Source organism: Pseudomonas sp. PDM13 (assembly GCF_025685765.1).
GTDB lineage: Bacteria > Pseudomonadota > Gammaproteobacteria > Pseudomonadales > Pseudomonadaceae > Metapseudomonas > Metapseudomonas solani.
Map to the genome: position 1 here is coordinate 202410 of NZ_JAOTQU010000004.1, position 18301 is coordinate 220710.

Genomic DNA, 18301 nt, shown 5'->3' on the forward strand with positions numbered 1-18301 from the left:
CTGTCAACGAAAAAACATACGCTTGTTTGAATGCATTCCCGCTATTTATTAAGGGGTTTTTCCGTCGCTGGTGGATGACCGGCGCGGGCGGGTATGCTTGGCCGGTTTCGCGCCTGCCAGAGCGGGCGCCAGTCGATCCCAAAGGGGGTGTTGTGGAGTTCTTAGCCGATTACGCGAGCTTTCTCGTCAAGACGATAACGCTGGTGGTGGCCATCCTGGTCGTCCTGGTGGCGGTGGCCGCTGTACGCGGGCGGGGACGGCGCGCCGGTGGCGGCCAGTTGGTGGTGACCAAGCTCAACGACTTCTATAAAGGCCTGCGCGAGCGTCTGGAGCATTCGCTGCTGGACAAGGACCGCATCAAGGCCCTGCGCAAGGACGAGGCCAAGGCCGCCAAGGCGGCGAAGAAGGCCGGCGAGCAGAAGCCCCGGGTCTTCGTCCTCGACTTTGACGGCGACATCAAGGCCTCGGCCGCCGAGCAGATGCGCCACGAGATCACCGCATTGCTGACCCTGGCCACCCCGGCCGACGAGGTGGTGCTGCGCCTGGAAAGCGGTGGCGGCATGGTCCACAGCTACGGCCTGGCCTCCTCGCAGCTGGCGCGTATCCGCCAGGCGGGCGTCCCGCTGACCGTGTGCGTCGACAAGGTCGCCGCCAGCGGCGGCTACATGATGGCCTGCATCGGCGACAAGGTGCTCTCCGCGCCCTTCGCCATCCTCGGTTCCATCGGCGTGGTGGCACAACTGCCCAACGTGCACCGCCTGCTGAAGAAGCATGACGTCGACTTCGAGGTGCTCACCGCCGGCGAGTACAAGCGCACCCTCACCGTGTTCGGCGAGAACACCGAGAAGGGCCGGGAGAAGTTCCAGGAAGACCTGGAGACCACCCACGAGCTGTTCAAGAACTTCGTCGCCCGCTACCGCCCGCAACTGGCCATCGATGAAGTGGCCACCGGCGAGGTCTGGCTGGGCATGGCCGCGCTGGACAAGCAACTGGTGGACGAGCTGAAGACCAGCGACGAATACCTCGGCGAGCGTGCCCGCGAGGCCGACATGTTCCTGCTCAACTTCGTCGAGAAGAAGAGCCTGCAGGAGCGCTTCGGCCTGGCCGCCAGCGCGGCCGTCGACCGGGTGCTGCTGAACTGGTGGGGTCGCCTCAGCCAGCAGCGCTTCTGGCAGTGAATGAATGAAAGAAAGAGGCCCGGAGCGATCCGGGCCTCTGTGTTTCAAGCCTTGCTCAGGTACATGGTGATCTCGGCGCGCAGTACGGCGGTGTCGCCGACATAGGCCATCACCGGCACCTTGATGTCGCCCAGGACGGACCAGTCCACCGCGCTGCCATCGGCCACCGCGCGCACGTCGCCGCTGGCCTTGGCCAGGTACTCCACCGTCATGCCACGGGGAATCCAGCGGGTGCCGGCGGGGATGGAGGCGTCGGTCATGGTGCCGGCCACCAGCTCGGCGGCGTTGCACAGGGCGATGGCGTGCACGGTGCCGATGTGGTTGAGCACCTCGCGGCGCTTGGGAAAGGTGATCTCGGCGTAGCCGGCACGCAGTTCGACGAACTGCGGGGCGATGCTGGCGAAGTAGGGGGCGACCTGGCCGATCATGGCGCTGAACTGCGCCGCACCGGCCTGCTGGAACATCTGCAACATCTGGCTCATGGGTTCCGATTCTCTCGTGAGTGGATTGAAGATGAGCGCGCGCCGCAGCAGTATATGAAAATTGGAAAAGAATTCTAGAATTATATTCTAGTCATGCATCGGGAGTTCCATGGCTCGTTCCTCGCGCAAAGACGACATCCTCCAGGCCGCCCTCCAGTGCTTCACCGAGGAAGGCGTGGACGCCACCACCATCGAGATGATCCGTGATCGCTCCGGCGCCAGCATCGGCAGCCTCTACCACCACTTCGGCAACAAGGAGCGGATCATCGGCGCGCTCTACCTGGCCGGGGTCGGCCAGTACGCCGAGCTGTTGCAGACAGGCTTCGCCAAGGCCGCCGATGCCGAGGCCTGTGTGAAGCTGCTGGTGACGGCGTACATCGACTGGGTGGTGGCCAACCCCGACTGGGCGCGCTTCGTCCTGCACAGCCGCTCGCGGGTGGAGGCGGGCGAGGTGGGCGAGCAGTTGCGCGAGGCCAACCGCGAGCACCATGCACGCATCCTCGCGGCGCTGCAGGCCCATCGCGAAGCCGGCGCGCTGCGGGCGCTGCCCGAGGACTGCTTTGCCTCGGTGGTGATCGGCCCCACCCACGACTTCGCCCGCAACTGGCTGGCCGGCCGCACCCGCAGCAGCCTCGCCGACTGCCGCGACCTGCTGGCCCAGGTCGCCTGGGAAAGCGTGCGGGCGTGAAAGAGCGTTCGGTGTGATCGGTAGTACGTAGGGTGGATGACGCTCTTTTCATCCACCAGGCGATGCCGCCAGGGGGCACCGTGCCGGGGGCAGCCCTGCGGCCTGTAGGTCGGGTGCGAGCCGGCGTTTGCGGTGATGGGTTTCGCTACGCTCTACCCATCCTACGGCGCGGATCCAACCCACGGTGCTGACCGATGGGTGGATGGCGCTCTTTTCATCCACCAAGCGATGCCTGGCCTGGCACATGATTCGCCCCATGAAACGGCGTGCGCACCGGGCTGAAGCCCGGGCTACATCGGCAGGTTCGCGCCCAATAAAAAGCCCCGCATATGCGGGGCTTTTTATTGGGCGCGGCTCAGGCCGAGCGGCGGCGGAACAGCGGCAGGGGCTGGTCGCTGGAGGCCTGGTAGACCTCGGAGTAGTCCTCGAAGGCCTTGAGGGCGTCGTAGGGGTCCTTGTCCGCGCGCAGGGCGAAGGCGTCGAAGCCGCAGCGCTTGAGGGCGAACAGTTGGTCGCGCAGCACATCGCCGATGGCGCGCACTTCACCCTTGTAGCCATAACGCTCGCGCAGCAGGTAGGCGGTGGAGGAGTGGCGACCGTCGGTGAAGGCCGGGAAGTTCAGGGCGATGACCTTGAAGTTGTTCAGCTGGTCGGCGATCTCTTCGATCTCCTCGTCGGCATCGAGCCACACGCCGAGGCCGCCGTCGCGGGCCTTGAGCGCGTGGGCGTGATCGCGCCACAGGGCCAGCGGCACGATCAGGTCGTCGCAGTTGGACATGCCGTCGAGGGTCGCGTCCTTGTCCAGCAGGTGCCAGGTTTCGTCGATGACCTGGTTGTTCTTAATTATTCGCTGCATATACGCGCTCCTTGAAGGGGTCGATGCCGATGCGGCGATAGGTATCGAGGAAGAGTTCTTCTTCGGTGCGCTTCTCCACGTAGACGTCGATGATCTTCTCGATCACGTCGGGCATGGCTTCCTGGGCGAAGGATGGGCCGAGGATCTGCGCCAGGCTGGCTTCGCGGCCGGCGCTGCCACCGAGGGACACCTGGTAGAACTCCTGGCCCTTCTTGTCCACGCCGAGGATGCCGATATGGCCCACGTGGTGGTGGCCGCAGGCGTTCATGCAGCCGGAGATGTTCAGGTCCAGGTTGCCGATGTCGAACAGGTAGTCCAGGTCATCGAAGCGGCGCTGGATGGCTTCGGCCACCGGGATCGACTTGGCGTTGGCCAGGGAGCAGAAGTCGCCCCCCGGGCAGCAGATGATGTCGGTCAGCAGGCCCACGTTCGGCGTGGCGAAGCCCTGCTCGCGCAGCTCGCCCCAAAGGGTGAACAGCTGAGCCTGCTCGACGTCGGCGAGGATGATGTTCTGGTTGTGGCTGTTGCGCACTTCACCGAAGGCGTAGCGGTCGGCCAGGTCGGCGATGGCGTCCAGCTGCTTGTCGGTGACATCGCCCGGGGCGACGCCAGTGGGCTTCAGCGACAGGGTCACGGCGGCGTAGCCCGGCTTCTTGTGGGCCACTACGTTGCGCTGGCGCCAGCGGGCGAAGCCCGGGTGCTCGGCGTCGAGCTGGGCGAGGGCGGCGGCCTGGTCGTCCAGGGCCTTGTAGGCCGGGTCGACGAAGTGCTTGGCGACGCGCTCGACTTCGGCTTCGGTCAGGGTGGTCGGGCCATCCTTCAGGTGCGCCCATTCGGCTTCCACGCGCTCGGCGAAGACTTCCGGGGTCAGCGCCTTGACCAGGATCTTGATGCGCGCCTTGTACTTGTTATCGCGACGGCCATAGCGGTTGTACACACGCAGGATGGAGTCGAGGTAGCTCAGCAGGTGCTGCCAGGGCAGGAATTCGTTGATGAAGCTGCCCACGATCGGGGTACGGCCCAGGCCGCCGCCGACGGAGACGCGGAAGCCCAGCTCGCCGGCTTCGTTCTTCACCGCTTCCAGGCCGATGTCGTGCACTTCGATGGCGGCGCGGTCGCTCACGGCGCCATTGACGGCGATCTTGAACTTGCGCGGCAGGTGCGAGAACTCGGGGTGGAAGGTGGACCACTGACGGATGATCTCGCACCAGGGGCGCGGGTCCACCAGCTCGTCATGGGCGACGCCGGCGAACTGGTCGGTGGTGGTGTTGCGGATGCAGTTGCCGCTGGTCTGGATGGCGTGCATCTGCACGGTGGCCAGCTCGGCGAGGATCTCCGGCACGTCCTCCAGCTCCGGCCAGTTGAACTGCACGTTCTGGCGGGTGCTGATGTGGGCGTAGCCCTTGTCGTAGTCGCGAGCGATCTGCGCCAGCTTGCGCACCTGGGTGGAGGAGAGCAGGCCGTAAGGCACGGCTACGCGCAGCATCGGCGCGTAGCGCTGGATATACAGGCCATTCTGCAGGCGCAGGGGACGGAACTCCTCGCCTGAGAGCTCGCCGGCCAGGTAGCGGCGGGTCTGATCGCGGAACTGCTTGACGCGGTCCTCGACGATCCGTTGATCGTACTCGTCGTATACGTACATGAAATGTCCTGTTGTCAGGCTGCTTACAGCTTTTCTGCGCGCACGGCCGCGCACTCCTGTCGGAGCCGGGGGAAGATACCAGCTCAGGTTTATGCGCAAAAGTGATGTTTGAGTATATGTAAAGAACTGGAATGCATAAGTGCGCGACCAAGCATAACCACGCCCACCCCAACTGGCACTAAGGCGAGAATGGTTCTCGACTGGTGGAATGCACCGCCGCCGGCCCTTACCCCAGGGCCAGCAGACGGCTCATCAGATGGCTGCTGGCCAGCAGCGCCTGCGGAGGCAGTTCGGGGGGCTCGCGCAGCTGCCGCAGGTGCTGGGCGAGCAGCTCGACGCCGGCGGCGCTGGCCAGTACTTCCTGCTGCTGCAGCACCTCGCGCTGGTGCCGTGAGAGCTGCTGGCGCCCACAACTGGCCAGGGACTCCAGCACGTCCAGGGCCGGTTCCACCAGGCGCGCGGCCAGGCCAGGCGCTTCCTGGGTGGCGGCAACGGGGCGCTGGCGGTCGAGCAGGCGCTGGATGCGCTCGAACAGGCGGCGGTTGAGGCTCAGGCCGCCACGGATCACCGATTCGAAATCCAGCGACAGGCAGCGCAGCTCGCCACTGCCGGCGATCAGCAGCGCCAGCGGCTCCAGGGTCCGGCGCCGGCCATCCAGGCTCGGCCGCACCAGCACCGCGCGGATGTCGTCACGGGCCTTCTGCGCCCGTTCCAGGTTGTCCAGGCGTTCGCGCCGCTCCGCGGTGCACAGCAGCTCCAGGGTGATGGCCTCGCCCTGGTCGTCCTCCAGCGTCCAGCACAGCACCTGGCGCACTTCATCGAGCACCGCCTCCTGGCAACGGGCCGGGCGCAGCAGCAGGCTGGTGGGGGCCTCCGCGCTGAGGGCGGCGCTGTCTTCGAGCTGTTCGCGCAGCTGGCTCCAGCGGCCGATACCGATCTCGGCCAGGCGTGCATCAGCTGCGGGCCAGCGGGGCTGGGCCTGGCTGCGACTGTCGCCGTGGGCGGCCAGGCGTCCGTCGTCGGCCTGGCGCGGTGCCGTCAGGCACAGGGGCGCCTGGCACAGCTGCTGCGGGGTGGATTTCCACAGCGCCTGCTGGGCCCACACCGCTTCACGGCGGAAGCCCGGGTCGCTGTTATCCGGACGGGCCAGGCTGGCTTCCAGCACGTCGCCGGCCTGCAGGTCCCAGAAGGCCAGGGTCAGGCCGCGGGCGCCGCCGGGGGTGGTCCACCAGTGGGCGCCCAGGGGCAGCAGGTCGAGCTGGGCGCCGGCCTGGTAGTCGCGGCGCAGGCGCCCGCGCAGGGCGGGCAGGTGTTCGGCGCCGGCACGTTGCAGGGCGCTGGCCAGGGCGTGCACCTGGGCCATCTGCACCAGGGCTTCGCGCTCGCTGATGTGGTCGTCGCGGTTGGCCAGGCGGTTGATCTGCCCGCCCAGGGTGCGCAACTGGGCGGCGAGGCGCGGCAGGCCTTCGGTGCGGGCGGACAGGTTGAGCATGCGCAATTGCACAGCGCTGGCCTGGCTGGCGTGGGACAGCCCCTGGCGCAGCAGCTCCTGCAGCAGGTGCTGGACGCTGGCGAGCAATTCCTGCTCCGGTGCGTTCAGTTGCAGCGGGTCGGCCGGCGCCGGCTCGCTGTCCGCCGGCCAGGCCCAGGGCTGCCCCTGTGCCTGGAACAGCAGCGCCAGCGCGGCGAGGTGCAGGGCCTTGCGCTCACTCTCGCGGGTTTCCGAGAGCATGCCGTCGAAGCCGCCGCCGGCCAGGTAGGTGACCTCGCAGGCCAGCGCCGGCAGCTGGATGGCCAGGCGCCGGCCGTGGCTCTGGTGCCGCGCCTCGACCAGCTCGCCCAGCCATTGGCGGGCCTTGCGCGTGGCGGCCTTGCCGGCCTGCTTCTGCAGCTGTTGCGGGTCCTGGGCCAGGGCGTCGCGCAGCGCCAGGTCGGCGTCCTCTTCCGTCGCATCGTCACCGGCGGCATCGGCGGGTTGTTCGCGCAGCCAGATGACGGCCGCGAGGATGTGCTTGCAGCAGCCGTTGGCGGGGCAGGTGCAGCGCGCGGCATCGACGCCGCTGCCGTCCAGGCGCACCTGCTGGCCGTCGGCTTCCACCAGGCCGCCCTGGTCGTCGTTCTCCAGCCAGCGCAGCTTGCCGGCCTCCACGTCCTTGGTGGCGCGGCGCAGCAGGCCGGCGTTGGCCAGCACCTCCAGCGCGGCATCGTCGTAGCTGCGGTAGCGCTGCTGCCAGGCACTCATTGCATCACCTCGGCCAGCCACTGGGCGAAATGCTCCGGGGTCAGCGCGGCGATCTGCATACCGCGGTCGGCGAGGCGCTGCCCCATGGCCGGGTCGTAGACCGGCTGGGCGCCGTCATCCAGGGCGGCGAGGCCGAGCAGCCTGACCCGCGCTTCGTTGAGGCGCGTCACGCAGGCCAGCAGCGGGCCCACGGCGGCGCCTTCCTCGAAGTCGCTGATCAGGGTGAGCACCGTGCGTTGCGGGTTCTCCACCAGTTGCTCGCAGTAGCGCATGGCCTTGCCGATGTCGGTGCCGCCGCCCAGTTGCACGGTGAGCAGCACCTCCACCGGGTCGTGGGCCAGGTGGCTGAGGTCCACCACCTGGGTGTCGAACAGCACCAGGCGCACGCGCACGCTGGGCAGGCTGGCGAGGATGCTGGCGCAGATGGCGCTGTACATCACCGAGTCGAGCATCGAGGCGCTCTGGTCGACGCAGAGGATGATGTCCCAGGGCAGTTGCCGGCGGACGCGGGCGTTGAAGCGTGGCGATTCGATCAGCAGGCGTTTGTGCTGCGGGTCGTAGTGCTTGAGGTTGGCGGCGATGGTGGCGCGCCAGTCGAAGTTCTGTGCGTTCTTCACCAGCGAGCGGCGGAAGCGGTTGCGCCGTCCGTGCAGGGCGTTGGTGAACCGGTTGCGCAGGCGCTGGAGGATTTCCTCCACCACCCGGGTGATCAGCTGGCGCACGGCATCGCGGGTGTCCGCACTCAGGCGGCCGCGCACGCCGAGCAGGGCCTTGGCCAGCGCCGGGCTGGGTTCGAGGGTGGCCAGACTGTTCGGGTCGGTGAGCAGGGCGCTGATCTCGTAGCGCTCGATGGCCTGCACCTGCAGGCGCTCGAAGGTGGAGCGGGGGAACAGCGTGCGCGCCTGCTCCAGCCAGTTCAGCGCGGTCAGCTGGCTGTCGTCCAGCGAGCCGCCGCGCCCGCCCTGGACGTGGCCGCGACGTTGGTACTCGCGGTTGTAGAGGTAGTCGAGGGTCTTCTCCAGGCGCGCGTCGGCGGCGTCGAACTTCGCTTCGTGCAGCGCGCGGTCGGCGTAGCGGCCGAGGATCAGGCGCCAGCGGCGGGCGGCTTCCAGGTCACTCATGGTGGGTCTCCTGGGCCCAGGCCAGCAGCCCGTCGCGCTCCAGCGAGCGCTTGAGCGCCAGCTGCAGGGCGGCGCCGGCGAGCAGGTCGTGGCTGTCGAGTTCGTGGTGGGCGCTGTCGAGGGCGGCCCCGGCGATGCCGTTGAGCCCGGCCAGGTGATCGGCCAGGCGCCCGGTTTCGCGGGGCTTGAGGCGGGTGAAGGCGAGGCGCAGGTCCGGCAGGTGGCGGACGAAGGTGGCCTCGTCCCAGTTGGCCACCAGGGTGTTGAGCCCCAGGGCCAGGTCGTCCACCCGCAGGATCAGCTCCGGCGCGGCCTGCAGCAGCCCGGTCAGGTAGCGCACCGCGCCTTCGCTGTCGGCGCCGGGGCCGAAGCGCCGTTGCAGGGCTGCGGCCAGTTGTTCCTCGCTGCTGCGCCCATCGATGAAGCGCAGCGCGTCGAGGGCACCGGCGATGCCGGCGGGGGCCACGGCTTGCAGGCGATCGAGGGTTTCGTGCAGCGGTGCCTCCTGGTGGGCCAGGCCGGCCTGGCTGCTGCCCAGGTGGAGGAATTCGCGCAGGCCGAGCAGGGCGTCGATGGCGGCGCCTTCACGGTCGGCGTCGCAGTCGGCGAGGCCCGGCAGCAGGAACAGGGTGGCGGGGAGGATGCGCTGCAGCAGCTCCGGCAGTTGCGGGTAGCCGTCCAGGCCCAGCAGCTCGCGGCCGCGCCACAGGTGCAGCAGGCGCTGGCCACAGGTCACCACCGAGGCCAGCTCGGGGTCTTCTTCCAGGTGTTCGGCCAGGCGCTCGAACAAGCGCGGCAGCTGTTCGCCGAGGCCGATGGAGCCGGCCCGCGCCAGCAGTTTCACCGCGCGGCTGGCGCTGCGGCCCTGGCCGCTGGTCTGCAAGGCCTGCTCTTCATCCAGCAGGCGGCGGACCGCGACTTCGCGCAGGCTGCTGCCCAGTTCGGAGCGCTCGATCAGGCGCGCCTCGACCAGCGGCGACCAGGCGTATTCCCATTCCTCGAAGAGCAGGTCCAGGCCGGTGCCGTTGACGAAGTCCGGGCCGCCCAGGTGCCGGGCGAAGCCGCTGTCCAGGTAGGCCATCAGGTGCAGGAAGCGGCCCCGGGCGCGGTGACGGGGCTTGCGGTAGAGGTCCAGCCGGGCGCGGCGGGCGAGGCTGTCGCTGAGGTCGAGGCGGTGGCCGAGGGCCAGGCGCCGGGCTTCCTCCACCAGCGGCGGGGCGAGGCTGGAGGGTGGAACATCGCCCAGGCGGTTGCCGCCCAGCTGGTTCTTCACCGCCGCGAGGAAGGCGGCCTGGCCATTGTCCAGGCTGCCTTTGACGAAGCAGGAGTGGATGGCGTCCAGCAGGTCGTAGCGCCCCGGCCCCGGGTGCTGGCGCAGGGTGGCCAGGCCGGCGGCCTGTTGCGCGGCCTGGCTGACGCTGGCGAAGGACAGGGCATCGGCCAGTTGCCGTTCGCGGGTTTCGGCGGCGATGGCACTGAGGATGCGGGCGGCGATGCGCTGGCGCGCCAGCCCGTCGGCCGGGTTTTCCAGCAGCGCCTCCCAGACCCGCTGGTGGTAGGCCGGCGAGGGCATGCCCGAGGCATAGCCATTGAGGGCGTCGAGGCGGTCGAAGCTGTAGCGGATCAGCCAGGCCTGGCTGTCGCCGCTGGCGGTGGGTGTGGCGGCGGGCGGGCTGTCGCTGGCCAGCGCCTCCACCAGGGCGAGGGTGTGGAAGCCGCCGGTGACCACCAGCAGGGGGCCGTCGCAACGCGCGCGCCAGTCGCGGATGCAGGCGAGCATGTGTGCTTCACGGGCCAGCGAGCCTTCGGCGGCGAGCACGTCGTCCTCATAGTCGAGGCGCGCCATGGAGCACCAGGCGAAGGCGTCGCCGAACAGCGCGCGCCAGTCCCCCAGGGCGTCCGCGTCGCGCAGTTCGAACAGGTGCTCCCAGAGTTCGTCGTGGTCGCGGCAATGGGCCTCGCGGGCCAGGGCGGCGATGTAGTCGCTGTGGGCCAGGTAGCGCTCGGCCATCAGGCTGCGGCTCTGTTCCGGGTCTTCCTCGGCGGCTTCCTGGCGGGCCCAGGGCAGGTCGATGAAGGCCAGCTGCGCGCCGAGGCGATGGCCTTCGCGCAGGGCCTGCCATTCCGGCGAGTAGTCGCAGAAGGGGAAGAACGCCGAGCGCGGCGGCGCATCGCCCGAGACGCCGTTGCGGTGCTGGGAGAGGATCGCCAGGGGCGGGCGGCTGCGCGGGTCGAGCAGGTCGGGGAGCAGGGCGTCGAAGTCGGCCGGCCCCTCGATCAGCACCGCCGCCGGGCGCAGCTCGTCCAGCTGCGCGCGCAGGGCGAAGGCGCAGGCCGGGCTGTGGTGGCGCAGCGGCGCGAAATGCAGGCCGGCCGCAGCCAATGCCTGGCGGTTGCGCTCGGCGGCCTGCAGCCGCGCGGGCAGGCGCGGGTCAGCGCCGGGGCTGTGTGCGGGCGGCATGGGTCAGTCCCACAGGCCCTTGCTGGCGTCGAAGAAGTGCTTCCAGCGGTCGTCGCGGCGGGCACGCTCGCGCACCACGCTGTCCAGGTAGTGGCGCAGGCGCTTGGCGTCGTCGCGGTTGTCCTTGAACACCACGCCCAGCAGCTGGCGCGCCAGCTCGGCCGGGGTCAGGCGGCCGTCGCCGAGGTAGCGGGCTTCCAGGGCGGCGGCATAGGCGACGCTGACCGCTTCGGCGGTGGACATGACCGCGTCCGGAGCCTTGATCGCGGTGCCTTCGCGGGTGGTGCCGCCACGCAGCTCCTGGAACACGGTGACCAGCAGGCCGATGACATCGCGCTCGATCGTCACCTTGCCGGCTTCGTCGCCCAGCTCGCGGAGCAGCTGGCGCATCACCAGCTCCACTTCGAATTCGCTGTCGGCGATGGGGCGCACGGTCTCGAAGTTGAAGCGGCGCTTGAGGGCGGCGGACATCTCGTGCACGCCGCGGTCGCGCAGGTTGGCGGTGGCGATCAGGTTGAAGCCGGGGCGGGCGTGTAACTGCCCGGCCTCGCCCAGCTCGGGGATCATCATCTGCTTTTCCGAGAGCAGGGAAATCAGTACGTCCTGGATTTCCGGCGGGCAGCGGGTGATCTCCTCGAAGCGCACCAGCTTGCCCTGGCTCATGCCCTGATACAGCGGCGAGCCCACGAGGGCGCGCTGGGTCGGCCCTTCGGCCAGCAGCAGGGCGTAGTTCCAGGAGTACTTGATGTGGTCTTCGGTGGTGCCGGCGGTGCCCTGGATGGTGAGCATCGAGTCACCGCTGATCGCGGCGGCGAGCAGCTCGGAGAGCATCGACTTGGCCGTACCCGGCTCGCCCACCAGCATCAGGCCCTGGCGGCCGAGCAGGGTGACGATGGCGCGGTCCACCAGGGCGTCGTCGCCATAGAACTTGCGGCTGACGCCGAGCGCCTCGTCACCGAGGATGAAGCGCCGCACCGAGCGCGGCGAGCGCAGCCAGCCGGGCGGCAGGTCGGCGCCGGCCTGCTGGTCGGCCTGGGTCAGGCGTTGCAGTTCCTCGGCGAAATGCTGTTCCGAGGCCTGGCGGAGAACGGTGCTTACCATGGGGTCTTCTTCTCCCACTGGGGATCGAAGCCGACGCAGGCATCGGCGGCGGCGCGGTAGTCGGCATAGGTTTCGGCCAGCAGCACCGGCGGGATATCGGCCAGCGGCAGGTTGTCGCCGCTGGACCAGCGGCGGCCGATCTTCTCGAAGGCGAGGCGGGTCAGCGCAGCGGGGACGTTCTCCTCCGGCAGGCAGTTGCCGGTGAAGCCGATGCTCACGCGCAGGCCCAGGCTGTTGAATTCCTTGAAGTAGTGGTCGAAGAAGCCGCCGTCCTCGGCTGCGGCGCGCTGGTAGCCGAGCTTGGTCAGCACGCCACGCAGGGTGAAGGTGTCGCTGAGCCAGCCCAGGCGGTCGCTGATGCTGTTGTCGCTGGCCGGGTCGGCGGCTTCGGGGGCGATCTCCGGCAGTTGGCGCGACATCTGCGCGAACAGCGGCTTGACCTTGTAGTCCTTGAAGTGGCGCACCCAGCCCTTGGCCGTTTCGCCATCCACCAGCGCGGCGTGGGCGAGGCGGATGCGGCTGTCGTCAGCCAGTTCCACTTCGTCGTCGTCGAGGTCGATCAGGCTGCCGTCCTCGGTGGGGCGGAACAGGCGGGTGGCGCCGTCGGCACCGACTTCCGCCCAGACCAGGCGCTGCAGCAGGTGCCGCATGATCGGGTGCTGCTGCAGGTACTCGCGCCATTCGCCCACCGGCCACAGGCGCGCCGCGCACATGGCTTCGTAGAGGCGCTGGCTTTGCAGGTCGATCACCTGCTTGAGCTCCTTCTTGCTGGTGGAGAACTGCGACTTGGCTTCCTTGATCAGCGCCGGGTCATCGCTCTTGCGCGGTTCCGGCAGCGCCTTGACCACCTTGCCGTCGGGGTTGCACAGCTCCAGCTTGAGCGCCGCGTCCAGGCGCGCGGTGAACAGGCGCTCGCCGTAGTGCAGGGTGAGTACGCCGCTCTCGTCGAAGCCGGCGCTGGGGATGGTGCGGTCGGCCAGCTCGTCGGCGCTCCAGCCGTTGCGCTGGGCGATCTGCTCCACCAGCTCGCGGGCCCGGGTCTGTACCGAGGCGGTGCGGTGGCGGCGGGCGATGGACAGCAGCAGCTGGATGACCAGGGGCTCGTTGCTGTTGGCGGCGGCGCTGATCATGGCTTCGATCTGCGAGCGACGCGGGTAATGGTCGCGCATGTAGGCCTGGATCAGGCTCACCTGCTCGTGGGCGGTGGTGTGCCAGGTGAGGGCGAGGATGCCCTTGTCGGCGATGGCGCTGCCCAGGTAGTTGGCCAGGTGCTCGCGCTTGAGGGATTCGAAGGCCTGCTCCTGGGTGATGTCGGCGTACTCGGGGGAGTACTTCGCCCAGGATTGGTAGTTCTGCATCTGCCGCGCGACGTTGGCCTGGGCGTAGGCGATGGCCTCTTCCAGGCTGGGGTTGCGGGTGTCCTGGGCGATGAAGCCCAACAGCAGGCTCTTGCCCAGGGCGTTGCGGCTGGCGGGTGCCAGGCGCTCCAGGTAGAGGTTGAGCAGGCCGTTGCCGGCCGGCTCCTTGAGCTTGCAGGCAAGGATCACCCACCAGCGCAGGATGGCCGGCTCCACCGGCGTGCCGTCGAGCCACTGGCAGGCGGGCAGGTGGTCCAGGTCGAGCCAGGCGAGGCTGGCCGGCGGCTTGGCCTGCAGGCCTTTCTGCGCCTCGGCCAGCAGCACGTCCGGAGCCAGGTGGCCGGAGATGTCTTCGCCGAGGCTTTCCAGGGTGGTGAGCAGGGCGGCGCGGACGGTCTCGCGTTTTTCCTTGGCCAGGGTCGCCTTCAGCGCGGGAATCGCCGCGTGGTAGCCCAGGCGCTGCAGCCATTCGGCGGCCAGGGTGCGGATCTCCTGCTTGCTCGAAGCCAGGGCTTCCACGGCGCGGTCGCCGATGTCCGGCAGGGTCTCCAGCAGTTGCTGGGCCTCGGCGCGGTTGGTCTTGCTGCTGCCCAGGGCCAGTTCGAGCAGCACGGGGACGAAGCGCGCCGGCAGGCTGGGGAACTGCTCCAGCAGGGTCAGCGTGGTGGCCACGCTGTAGCTGTAGCGGCCCGGAGCGGGGCGCAGGCCGAAGGCCTCTTCGATGAACTCGGGGTGCGCGGCGAAGAAGGGCCAGACGCGCTCCGGGGCGATCTGCCCGATGGGCGAGTTCCAGCCGAAGCAGATGTCTGCGGTGGCCCGCGCCGGGTCGTCGTGGCCGCTGCGTTGCAGGGCGTCTTCCAGGGTGCGCAGGTCCAGGCGCTGCAGGGCGTCGCCCTTGAGCCACTGGGCAACCTGGTACCAGTTGAAATGGCGGTTGGCCGGGGAGCGGAGGATGTGCAGCAGGTTGACGTCGGCGTTGGCGGCCAGGCGCCCCTTGTATTGCAGCACCAGGTCCATGCCGTTCGGGAACTTGCCGCGCGCCGCGCCGTTGAGGCGCTCCAGGGCGTTGCGCAGGTCCGACTCGCCCAGCGCCTGCAGCGACTTGTAGGTCTTCTGCTGCCAGTCCCACTTGCGCTTGTGTTCGAGGTTCTGGCGGACCTCCTCCTCGGCGGAGAGGCGGCTTTCCTCCAGCAGCTCCACGAGGTTCTGGCGCAGCAGCTGCAGCACCGCATCGCCGAGCTGGACCTCGGCACAGCGCTCGAAGTCGCTGGCCTCGGGCAGTTCCTCCTGCTGGGCGCGGGTCTGGCTGTCCAGGCGCGCCAGGGCACTGCTCAGGGCCTGCTGCACGGGCTTGGAGCTTTCCACCTCCAGGCGTGCCTGGAGCAGGGCGCGGGCCTCCTCGCCGCTGCGGGCGAGCATGTCGGCGGCCTGGGCGCGCTCGCTGTTGGCGCCGGTTTCCAGCAGGTGTTGCAGATGGCTGAGCTTGACCTCCAGCGGCAGGGCTTCGACCTGCGGCGCAGCAGCGGCACGAACGCTTTTGGCCGCGCTCACCGCCAGGCGCACCAGCACGTCGGCATAGGCACCGGCCAGGGTGCTGTAGCCGAGCAGCTGCACCAGGTTCAGGCAGCCGCTCGCCGACAGTTGGGCGGGCAGGGCGCGGGTGCTCTGCGGGTGTTGCAGCAGGTAGTCGGCGAGGCCGGGCAGGTTGAGCAGCGCGGCGATGTCGCGCCAGTGGTAGAAGTCCAGGTCGCGGCGGTCGAGGACCAGCAGCAGGGCGTCGTCGACTGGCAGTTCGTCCACGGCCAGCAGGCGCGTCAGCAGGGTGAAGTTCCAGTGCTTGCGCATGTCCTCGCCGTGCTTGTTGCCGAGGTTCTTCACGGTGGTGTGCAGGGCGTCCACCACCAGGTAGATGAGCCAGTCGGGCACCTTGGCGGTGCGCACCAGGTTGGCGCCCTGGCAGGCGGCTGCGAGCACCTTGCCGAAGCGGGCGAGGGCCAGCGGGTCGGTTTCCGGGGTGACTATATAGAGGCGGGCGCGGGCGTTGGCGGCGGCGTTGATGCGCTTCTTGTGCTTCTGCGCGTCGTTGCGCACGTTGCCCGAGGGGTGCCACCAGCCCATGGTGGCCGGCTGGTCGAGCAGGACCACGGCCTCTTCGCCGCTGAGCTTGCCCAGGTCGAGCAGCACCGTCTCGTCACGGCCGCTGAGCACGTAGCTGGCGGCGCGGGTCGCCAGGCCCGGGACGAGGATGTCGAGTACCTCGAGGCTTTCGGCGACATGCTTGGTGAAGGGGGTGGCGGGGGTGGAGAGGCCGATTTTTTCCAGCAACTTCTGCAACATGATGAACCTGTCCTTGGCGGTGCGATGGCCGATGGTAATTCATCCGGGGCGCGCGCGACCTGCGTCATCGCCTCGTCAATGCCTGTTTCTGCTGCCTGGCTCATGTTTTTCCGTTGCACGGGGTTACCGGGCGGGGGAGATGGCCATCGCCTCGGCTTGAGAGGTTGCCGGTCCTGGTCTTAACTCGTGGGCGTAGCACCCATAACCACAACAAGGGGATGCCATGAGCGATCACACCGAAGGTTCCAGCCCTGACAGCGGCATCGATGCCGCCGCGATTTTCTGCCTCATCCTGATCGTGGTCGCCACGGCGGTGTTCTGGGTCAGCCACCAGTAATCCACCCACCGGCCAATGGACGGGCGGCACCGGGGCCCCGCGCAGGGCGGCGTTATACTGCGCGGGCTTCGAATCGAGTCCATGCCCGATGTATGTCCTGCGTACCCTTCTGATCGGTTTCTGCCTCTGCTGCAGCGCATTGGCCCACGGTGCTTCGGTCGTCTTTCTCTGCCCCGGCACCAGCGCCGAGCCGTTCTGGCAATCCCATGTCGCCTTCATGAGTGCCGCCGCCCAGCGCCTGGGCATGGACCTGAAGGTGCTCTATGGCGACCACGACCTGAGTCGCACCCTGGAGCAGGCACGGCAGGTGAAGGAGGCCAGCGAGCCGCCGGGCTACCTGGTGTTCACCAACGAGCAGTACATGGGGCCGGAGATCCTGCGCCTGTTCCGTGGCAGCCCGGTGAAGCTGTTCGCCATCAACAGCAGCCTGACCGACGACCAGCAGAAGATGGTCGGCGGCTCCCGCGAGCGCTACCCCAATTGGATCGGCAGCCTGGTGGCCAACGAGGAAGTGGCCGGCTACCTGCTGGCCCGTGCCTTGATCGACGGCCAGCGCAGCCGCGAGCCGGACCAGGTCTTCGAGATGCTGGCGTTCTCCGGCATCAAGCAGACCCCGGCGGCGCAGCGCCGCGAGGAAGGCTTGCAGCGGGCGCTGGAGGAGTACCCCAAGGTGCGCCTGCGCCAGCTGGTGTATGCCGAGTGGAGCCGTGAACGTGCCTATGAGCAGGCCCTGCAGCTGCTGCGGCGCTACCCGCAGACCCGTACGGTGTGGGTGGCCGACGACCAGATGGCCCTGGGCACCATGCAGGCGGCGCAGGAGCTGGGGCGCAAGCCGGGGCACGACCTGCACTTCGCGGTGCTCAACAGTTCCCCCGAGTCGTTGCAGGCGACCATCGATGGCCGTATCGATGGCCTGGTGGGGGGCAACTTCACCCTCGGTGGCTGGGCCATGGTGCTGCTGCACGACTATGACGCCGGGCAGGACTTCGTCCGGCGCGGCGGCAAGGACCTGCAAGCCAACGTCTATGTGCAACTGGATGCCGAGCGCGCCCGGCGCCTGCTGGCACGCGTGCAGGGCAAGGGGCTGAACCTGGACTTCCGTGCCTATAGCGCCGTCTACAACCCGGGGCTGCGGGTCTACCGCTTCGGCATGCAGCCGCTGCTGGACTGAGGCTCAGAGCCCGGCGAAGTGCAGCACCAGCTTGACCACGCCGAAGAGCGTCAGCGCGAACACCAGGGTGAAGAGCACCCCGAGGATGATGAAGTGGCTGGGCTTGCCACGGCTGAAGTCCCGCGAGCGGTTCTTGCCGCTCTGCACGCCGAATGCGGCCGCCGCGACGCTGTGGAGCATCTCGCGGAAGGTCAGGGGGCGTTGGCTGTCGTCGTCGATGTTGCTGTCGTCCATGGTGCACCTCCGTGGGGCACAAGCTTAGCTCGCCCCCGGCAGGCTGCCCGGATCAATGCACGGGATGCAGCAGACGGGTGTTGACCTTCTCGGCGCGGGCGCGCAACTGGCCGCAGCCGCCATCGATGTCCTGGCCGGCGGAGTTGCGCACCTTGGTCAGCACGCCACGGCTGTGCAGGTAGCGCACCAACTCGATGATGCGATCACCGCCCGGGCGCTGGTAGTCGTCCGCTTCCAGGCTGTTGTAGGGGATGAGGTTCATCACCGCGAACTTGCCCTTGAGCAGCCGCAGGATGCCGTCGGCTTCCTCCTGGCTGTCGTTGATGCCGGCGAGCAGCGTCCACTGGTACTGGATGGGGTAGTCCGTGGTGCGGGCATAGGCTTCGCCCAGCTCCACCAGTTCCTCGGGGCTGATGCGCGGCGCCTTGGGCAGCAGTTGCTCGCGCAACTCGGCGCGACTGCTGTGCAGCGACAACGCCAGGGCCGGCTTGACCCGCTGCTGCGGCAGGCGCTCGAAGACGCGCGGATCGCCCACGGTGGAGAACACCAGGTTCTTGTGGCCAATGCCGCCGTCGGTGCCCAGCAGGTCGATGGCGTCCAGCACGTTGTCGAGGTTGTGGGCCGGCTCGCCCATGCCCATGAACACCACCTTCTTCACCTTGCGGTAGCGCCGCGCCAGGGCCACCTGGGCGACGATCTCCATGCTGCCGACCTGGCGCAGCAGACCGCTCTTGCCGGTCATGCAGAACACCCAGCCCACGGCGCAGCCGACCTGGCTGGAGACGCACAGGCCGTCGCGGGGCAGCAATACGCTTTCGACCATCTGGCCGTCGGCCAGGCCCACCAGCAGCCGTGCCGATCCGTCGGCGGCGGGGTGTTCCGAGCGCAGCCGCGCGAGGTTGTCCAGCTCATCGGCCAGGGCCGGCAGGCCTTCACGCACGCTGATGGGCAGGAAGTCCTGGGCCTGCTGGCGCAGGGTGCAGGCATCGAGGGGCTTGCCCTGCAGCCAGGCGCGGATCACCCGCCCACGGTGGATGGGTTTGGCGCCGAGGGCGGCGAGGCGGTCGTGCAGGTCTTGGATACGCATGGGGCG

General features: G+C 68.7%; 13 protein-coding genes. 3 read left to right on the forward strand and 10 right to left on the reverse strand.

All coding sequences use genetic code 11. The features are described 5' to 3' along the window. The first annotated feature begins 152 nt into the window (after positions 1 to 152). Positions 153 to 1178, forward strand: a complete 1026-nt coding sequence (gene sohB / locus OEJ36_RS06380; protein ID WP_263400799.1) for a protease SohB — start codon at positions 153 to 155, stop codon at positions 1176 to 1178. Positions 1179 to 1222: 44 nt separating this feature from the next. Here the strand turns inward: sohB and OEJ36_RS06385 are convergent, their stop codons facing one another. Then, entirely contained in the window at positions 1223 to 1660 is a 438-nt protein-coding gene (locus OEJ36_RS06385) for a hotdog fold domain-containing protein (RefSeq protein ID WP_021221781.1), read from the reverse strand. A gap of 109 nt (positions 1661 to 1769) precedes the next feature. Between OEJ36_RS06385 and OEJ36_RS06390 the strand changes: the two genes are divergently transcribed. Next, entirely contained in the window at positions 1770 to 2348 is a 579-nt protein-coding gene (locus tag OEJ36_RS06390) for a TetR/AcrR family transcriptional regulator (protein WP_021221780.1), read from the forward strand. 355 nt (positions 2349 to 2703) lie between these two features. Here OEJ36_RS06390 and OEJ36_RS06395 read toward each other — a convergent pair whose 3' ends face one another. The 7 genes from OEJ36_RS06395 to OEJ36_RS06425 all read right to left on the reverse strand — a co-directional run bounded on the left by OEJ36_RS06395 (position 2704) and on the right by OEJ36_RS06425 (position 15466). Next, positions 2704 to 3204 carry a DUF934 domain-containing protein gene (locus OEJ36_RS06395; RefSeq protein WP_263400800.1) on the reverse strand — a complete coding sequence of 167 codons (501 nt, stop codon included), beginning with the start codon at positions 3202 to 3204 and terminating at the stop codon, positions 2704 to 2706. Further along, a complete protein-coding gene (locus OEJ36_RS06400) occupies positions 3188 to 4846 on the reverse strand; it encodes a nitrite/sulfite reductase (RefSeq protein ID WP_263400801.1) in 1659 nt (552 codons plus the stop codon). The genes OEJ36_RS06395 and OEJ36_RS06400 overlap by 17 nt, the downstream gene beginning before the upstream one ends. A gap of 226 nt (positions 4847 to 5072) precedes the next feature. Further along, entirely contained in the window at positions 5073 to 7088 is a 2016-nt protein-coding gene (locus OEJ36_RS06405; protein WP_263400802.1) for an SWIM zinc finger domain-containing protein, read from the reverse strand. After that, positions 7085 to 8209 (reverse strand): VWA domain-containing protein, encoded by a 1125-nt coding sequence (locus OEJ36_RS06410; protein ID WP_263400803.1) that lies wholly within the window; start codon positions 8207 to 8209, stop codon positions 7085 to 7087. The genes OEJ36_RS06405 and OEJ36_RS06410 overlap by 4 nt, the downstream gene beginning before the upstream one ends. Next, positions 8202 to 10670 (reverse strand): DUF5682 family protein, encoded by a 2469-nt coding sequence (locus OEJ36_RS06415; protein ID WP_263400804.1) that lies wholly within the window; start codon positions 10668 to 10670, stop codon positions 8202 to 8204. The genes OEJ36_RS06410 and OEJ36_RS06415 overlap by 8 nt, the downstream gene beginning before the upstream one ends. Positions 10671 to 10673: 3 nt before the next feature. Beyond that, a complete protein-coding gene (locus OEJ36_RS06420) occupies positions 10674 to 11771 on the reverse strand; it encodes an AAA family ATPase (RefSeq protein ID WP_021221774.1) in 1098 nt (365 codons plus the stop codon). After that, positions 11765 to 15466, reverse strand: a complete 3702-nt coding sequence (locus tag OEJ36_RS06425) for a DUF4132 domain-containing protein (protein WP_263400805.1) — start codon at positions 15464 to 15466, stop codon at positions 11765 to 11767. The genes OEJ36_RS06420 and OEJ36_RS06425 overlap by 7 nt, the downstream gene beginning before the upstream one ends. A gap of 425 nt (positions 15467 to 15891) precedes the next feature. On the opposite strand from OEJ36_RS06425, the gene OEJ36_RS06430 reads away from it, so the two are divergent. Further along, the gene (locus tag OEJ36_RS06430) at positions 15892 to 16974 is read left to right on the forward strand and encodes an ABC transporter substrate-binding protein (protein ID WP_263400806.1); all 1083 of its coding nucleotides are present in this window, start codon (positions 15892 to 15894) and stop codon (positions 16972 to 16974) included. Positions 16975 to 16977: 3 nt separating this feature from the next. Here OEJ36_RS06430 and OEJ36_RS06435 read toward each other — a convergent pair whose 3' ends face one another. Both OEJ36_RS06435 and OEJ36_RS06440 read right to left on the reverse strand, forming a co-directional pair. Continuing rightward, positions 16978 to 17208, reverse strand: a complete 231-nt coding sequence (locus OEJ36_RS06435) for a DUF2970 domain-containing protein (protein ID WP_263400807.1) — start codon at positions 17206 to 17208, stop codon at positions 16978 to 16980. Between the two features lie 52 nt (positions 17209 to 17260). After that, positions 17261 to 18295, reverse strand: a complete 1035-nt coding sequence (locus OEJ36_RS06440) for an RNA methyltransferase (RefSeq protein ID WP_263400808.1) — start codon at positions 18293 to 18295, stop codon at positions 17261 to 17263. Between the last annotated feature and the right edge of the window lie 6 nt (positions 18296 to 18301).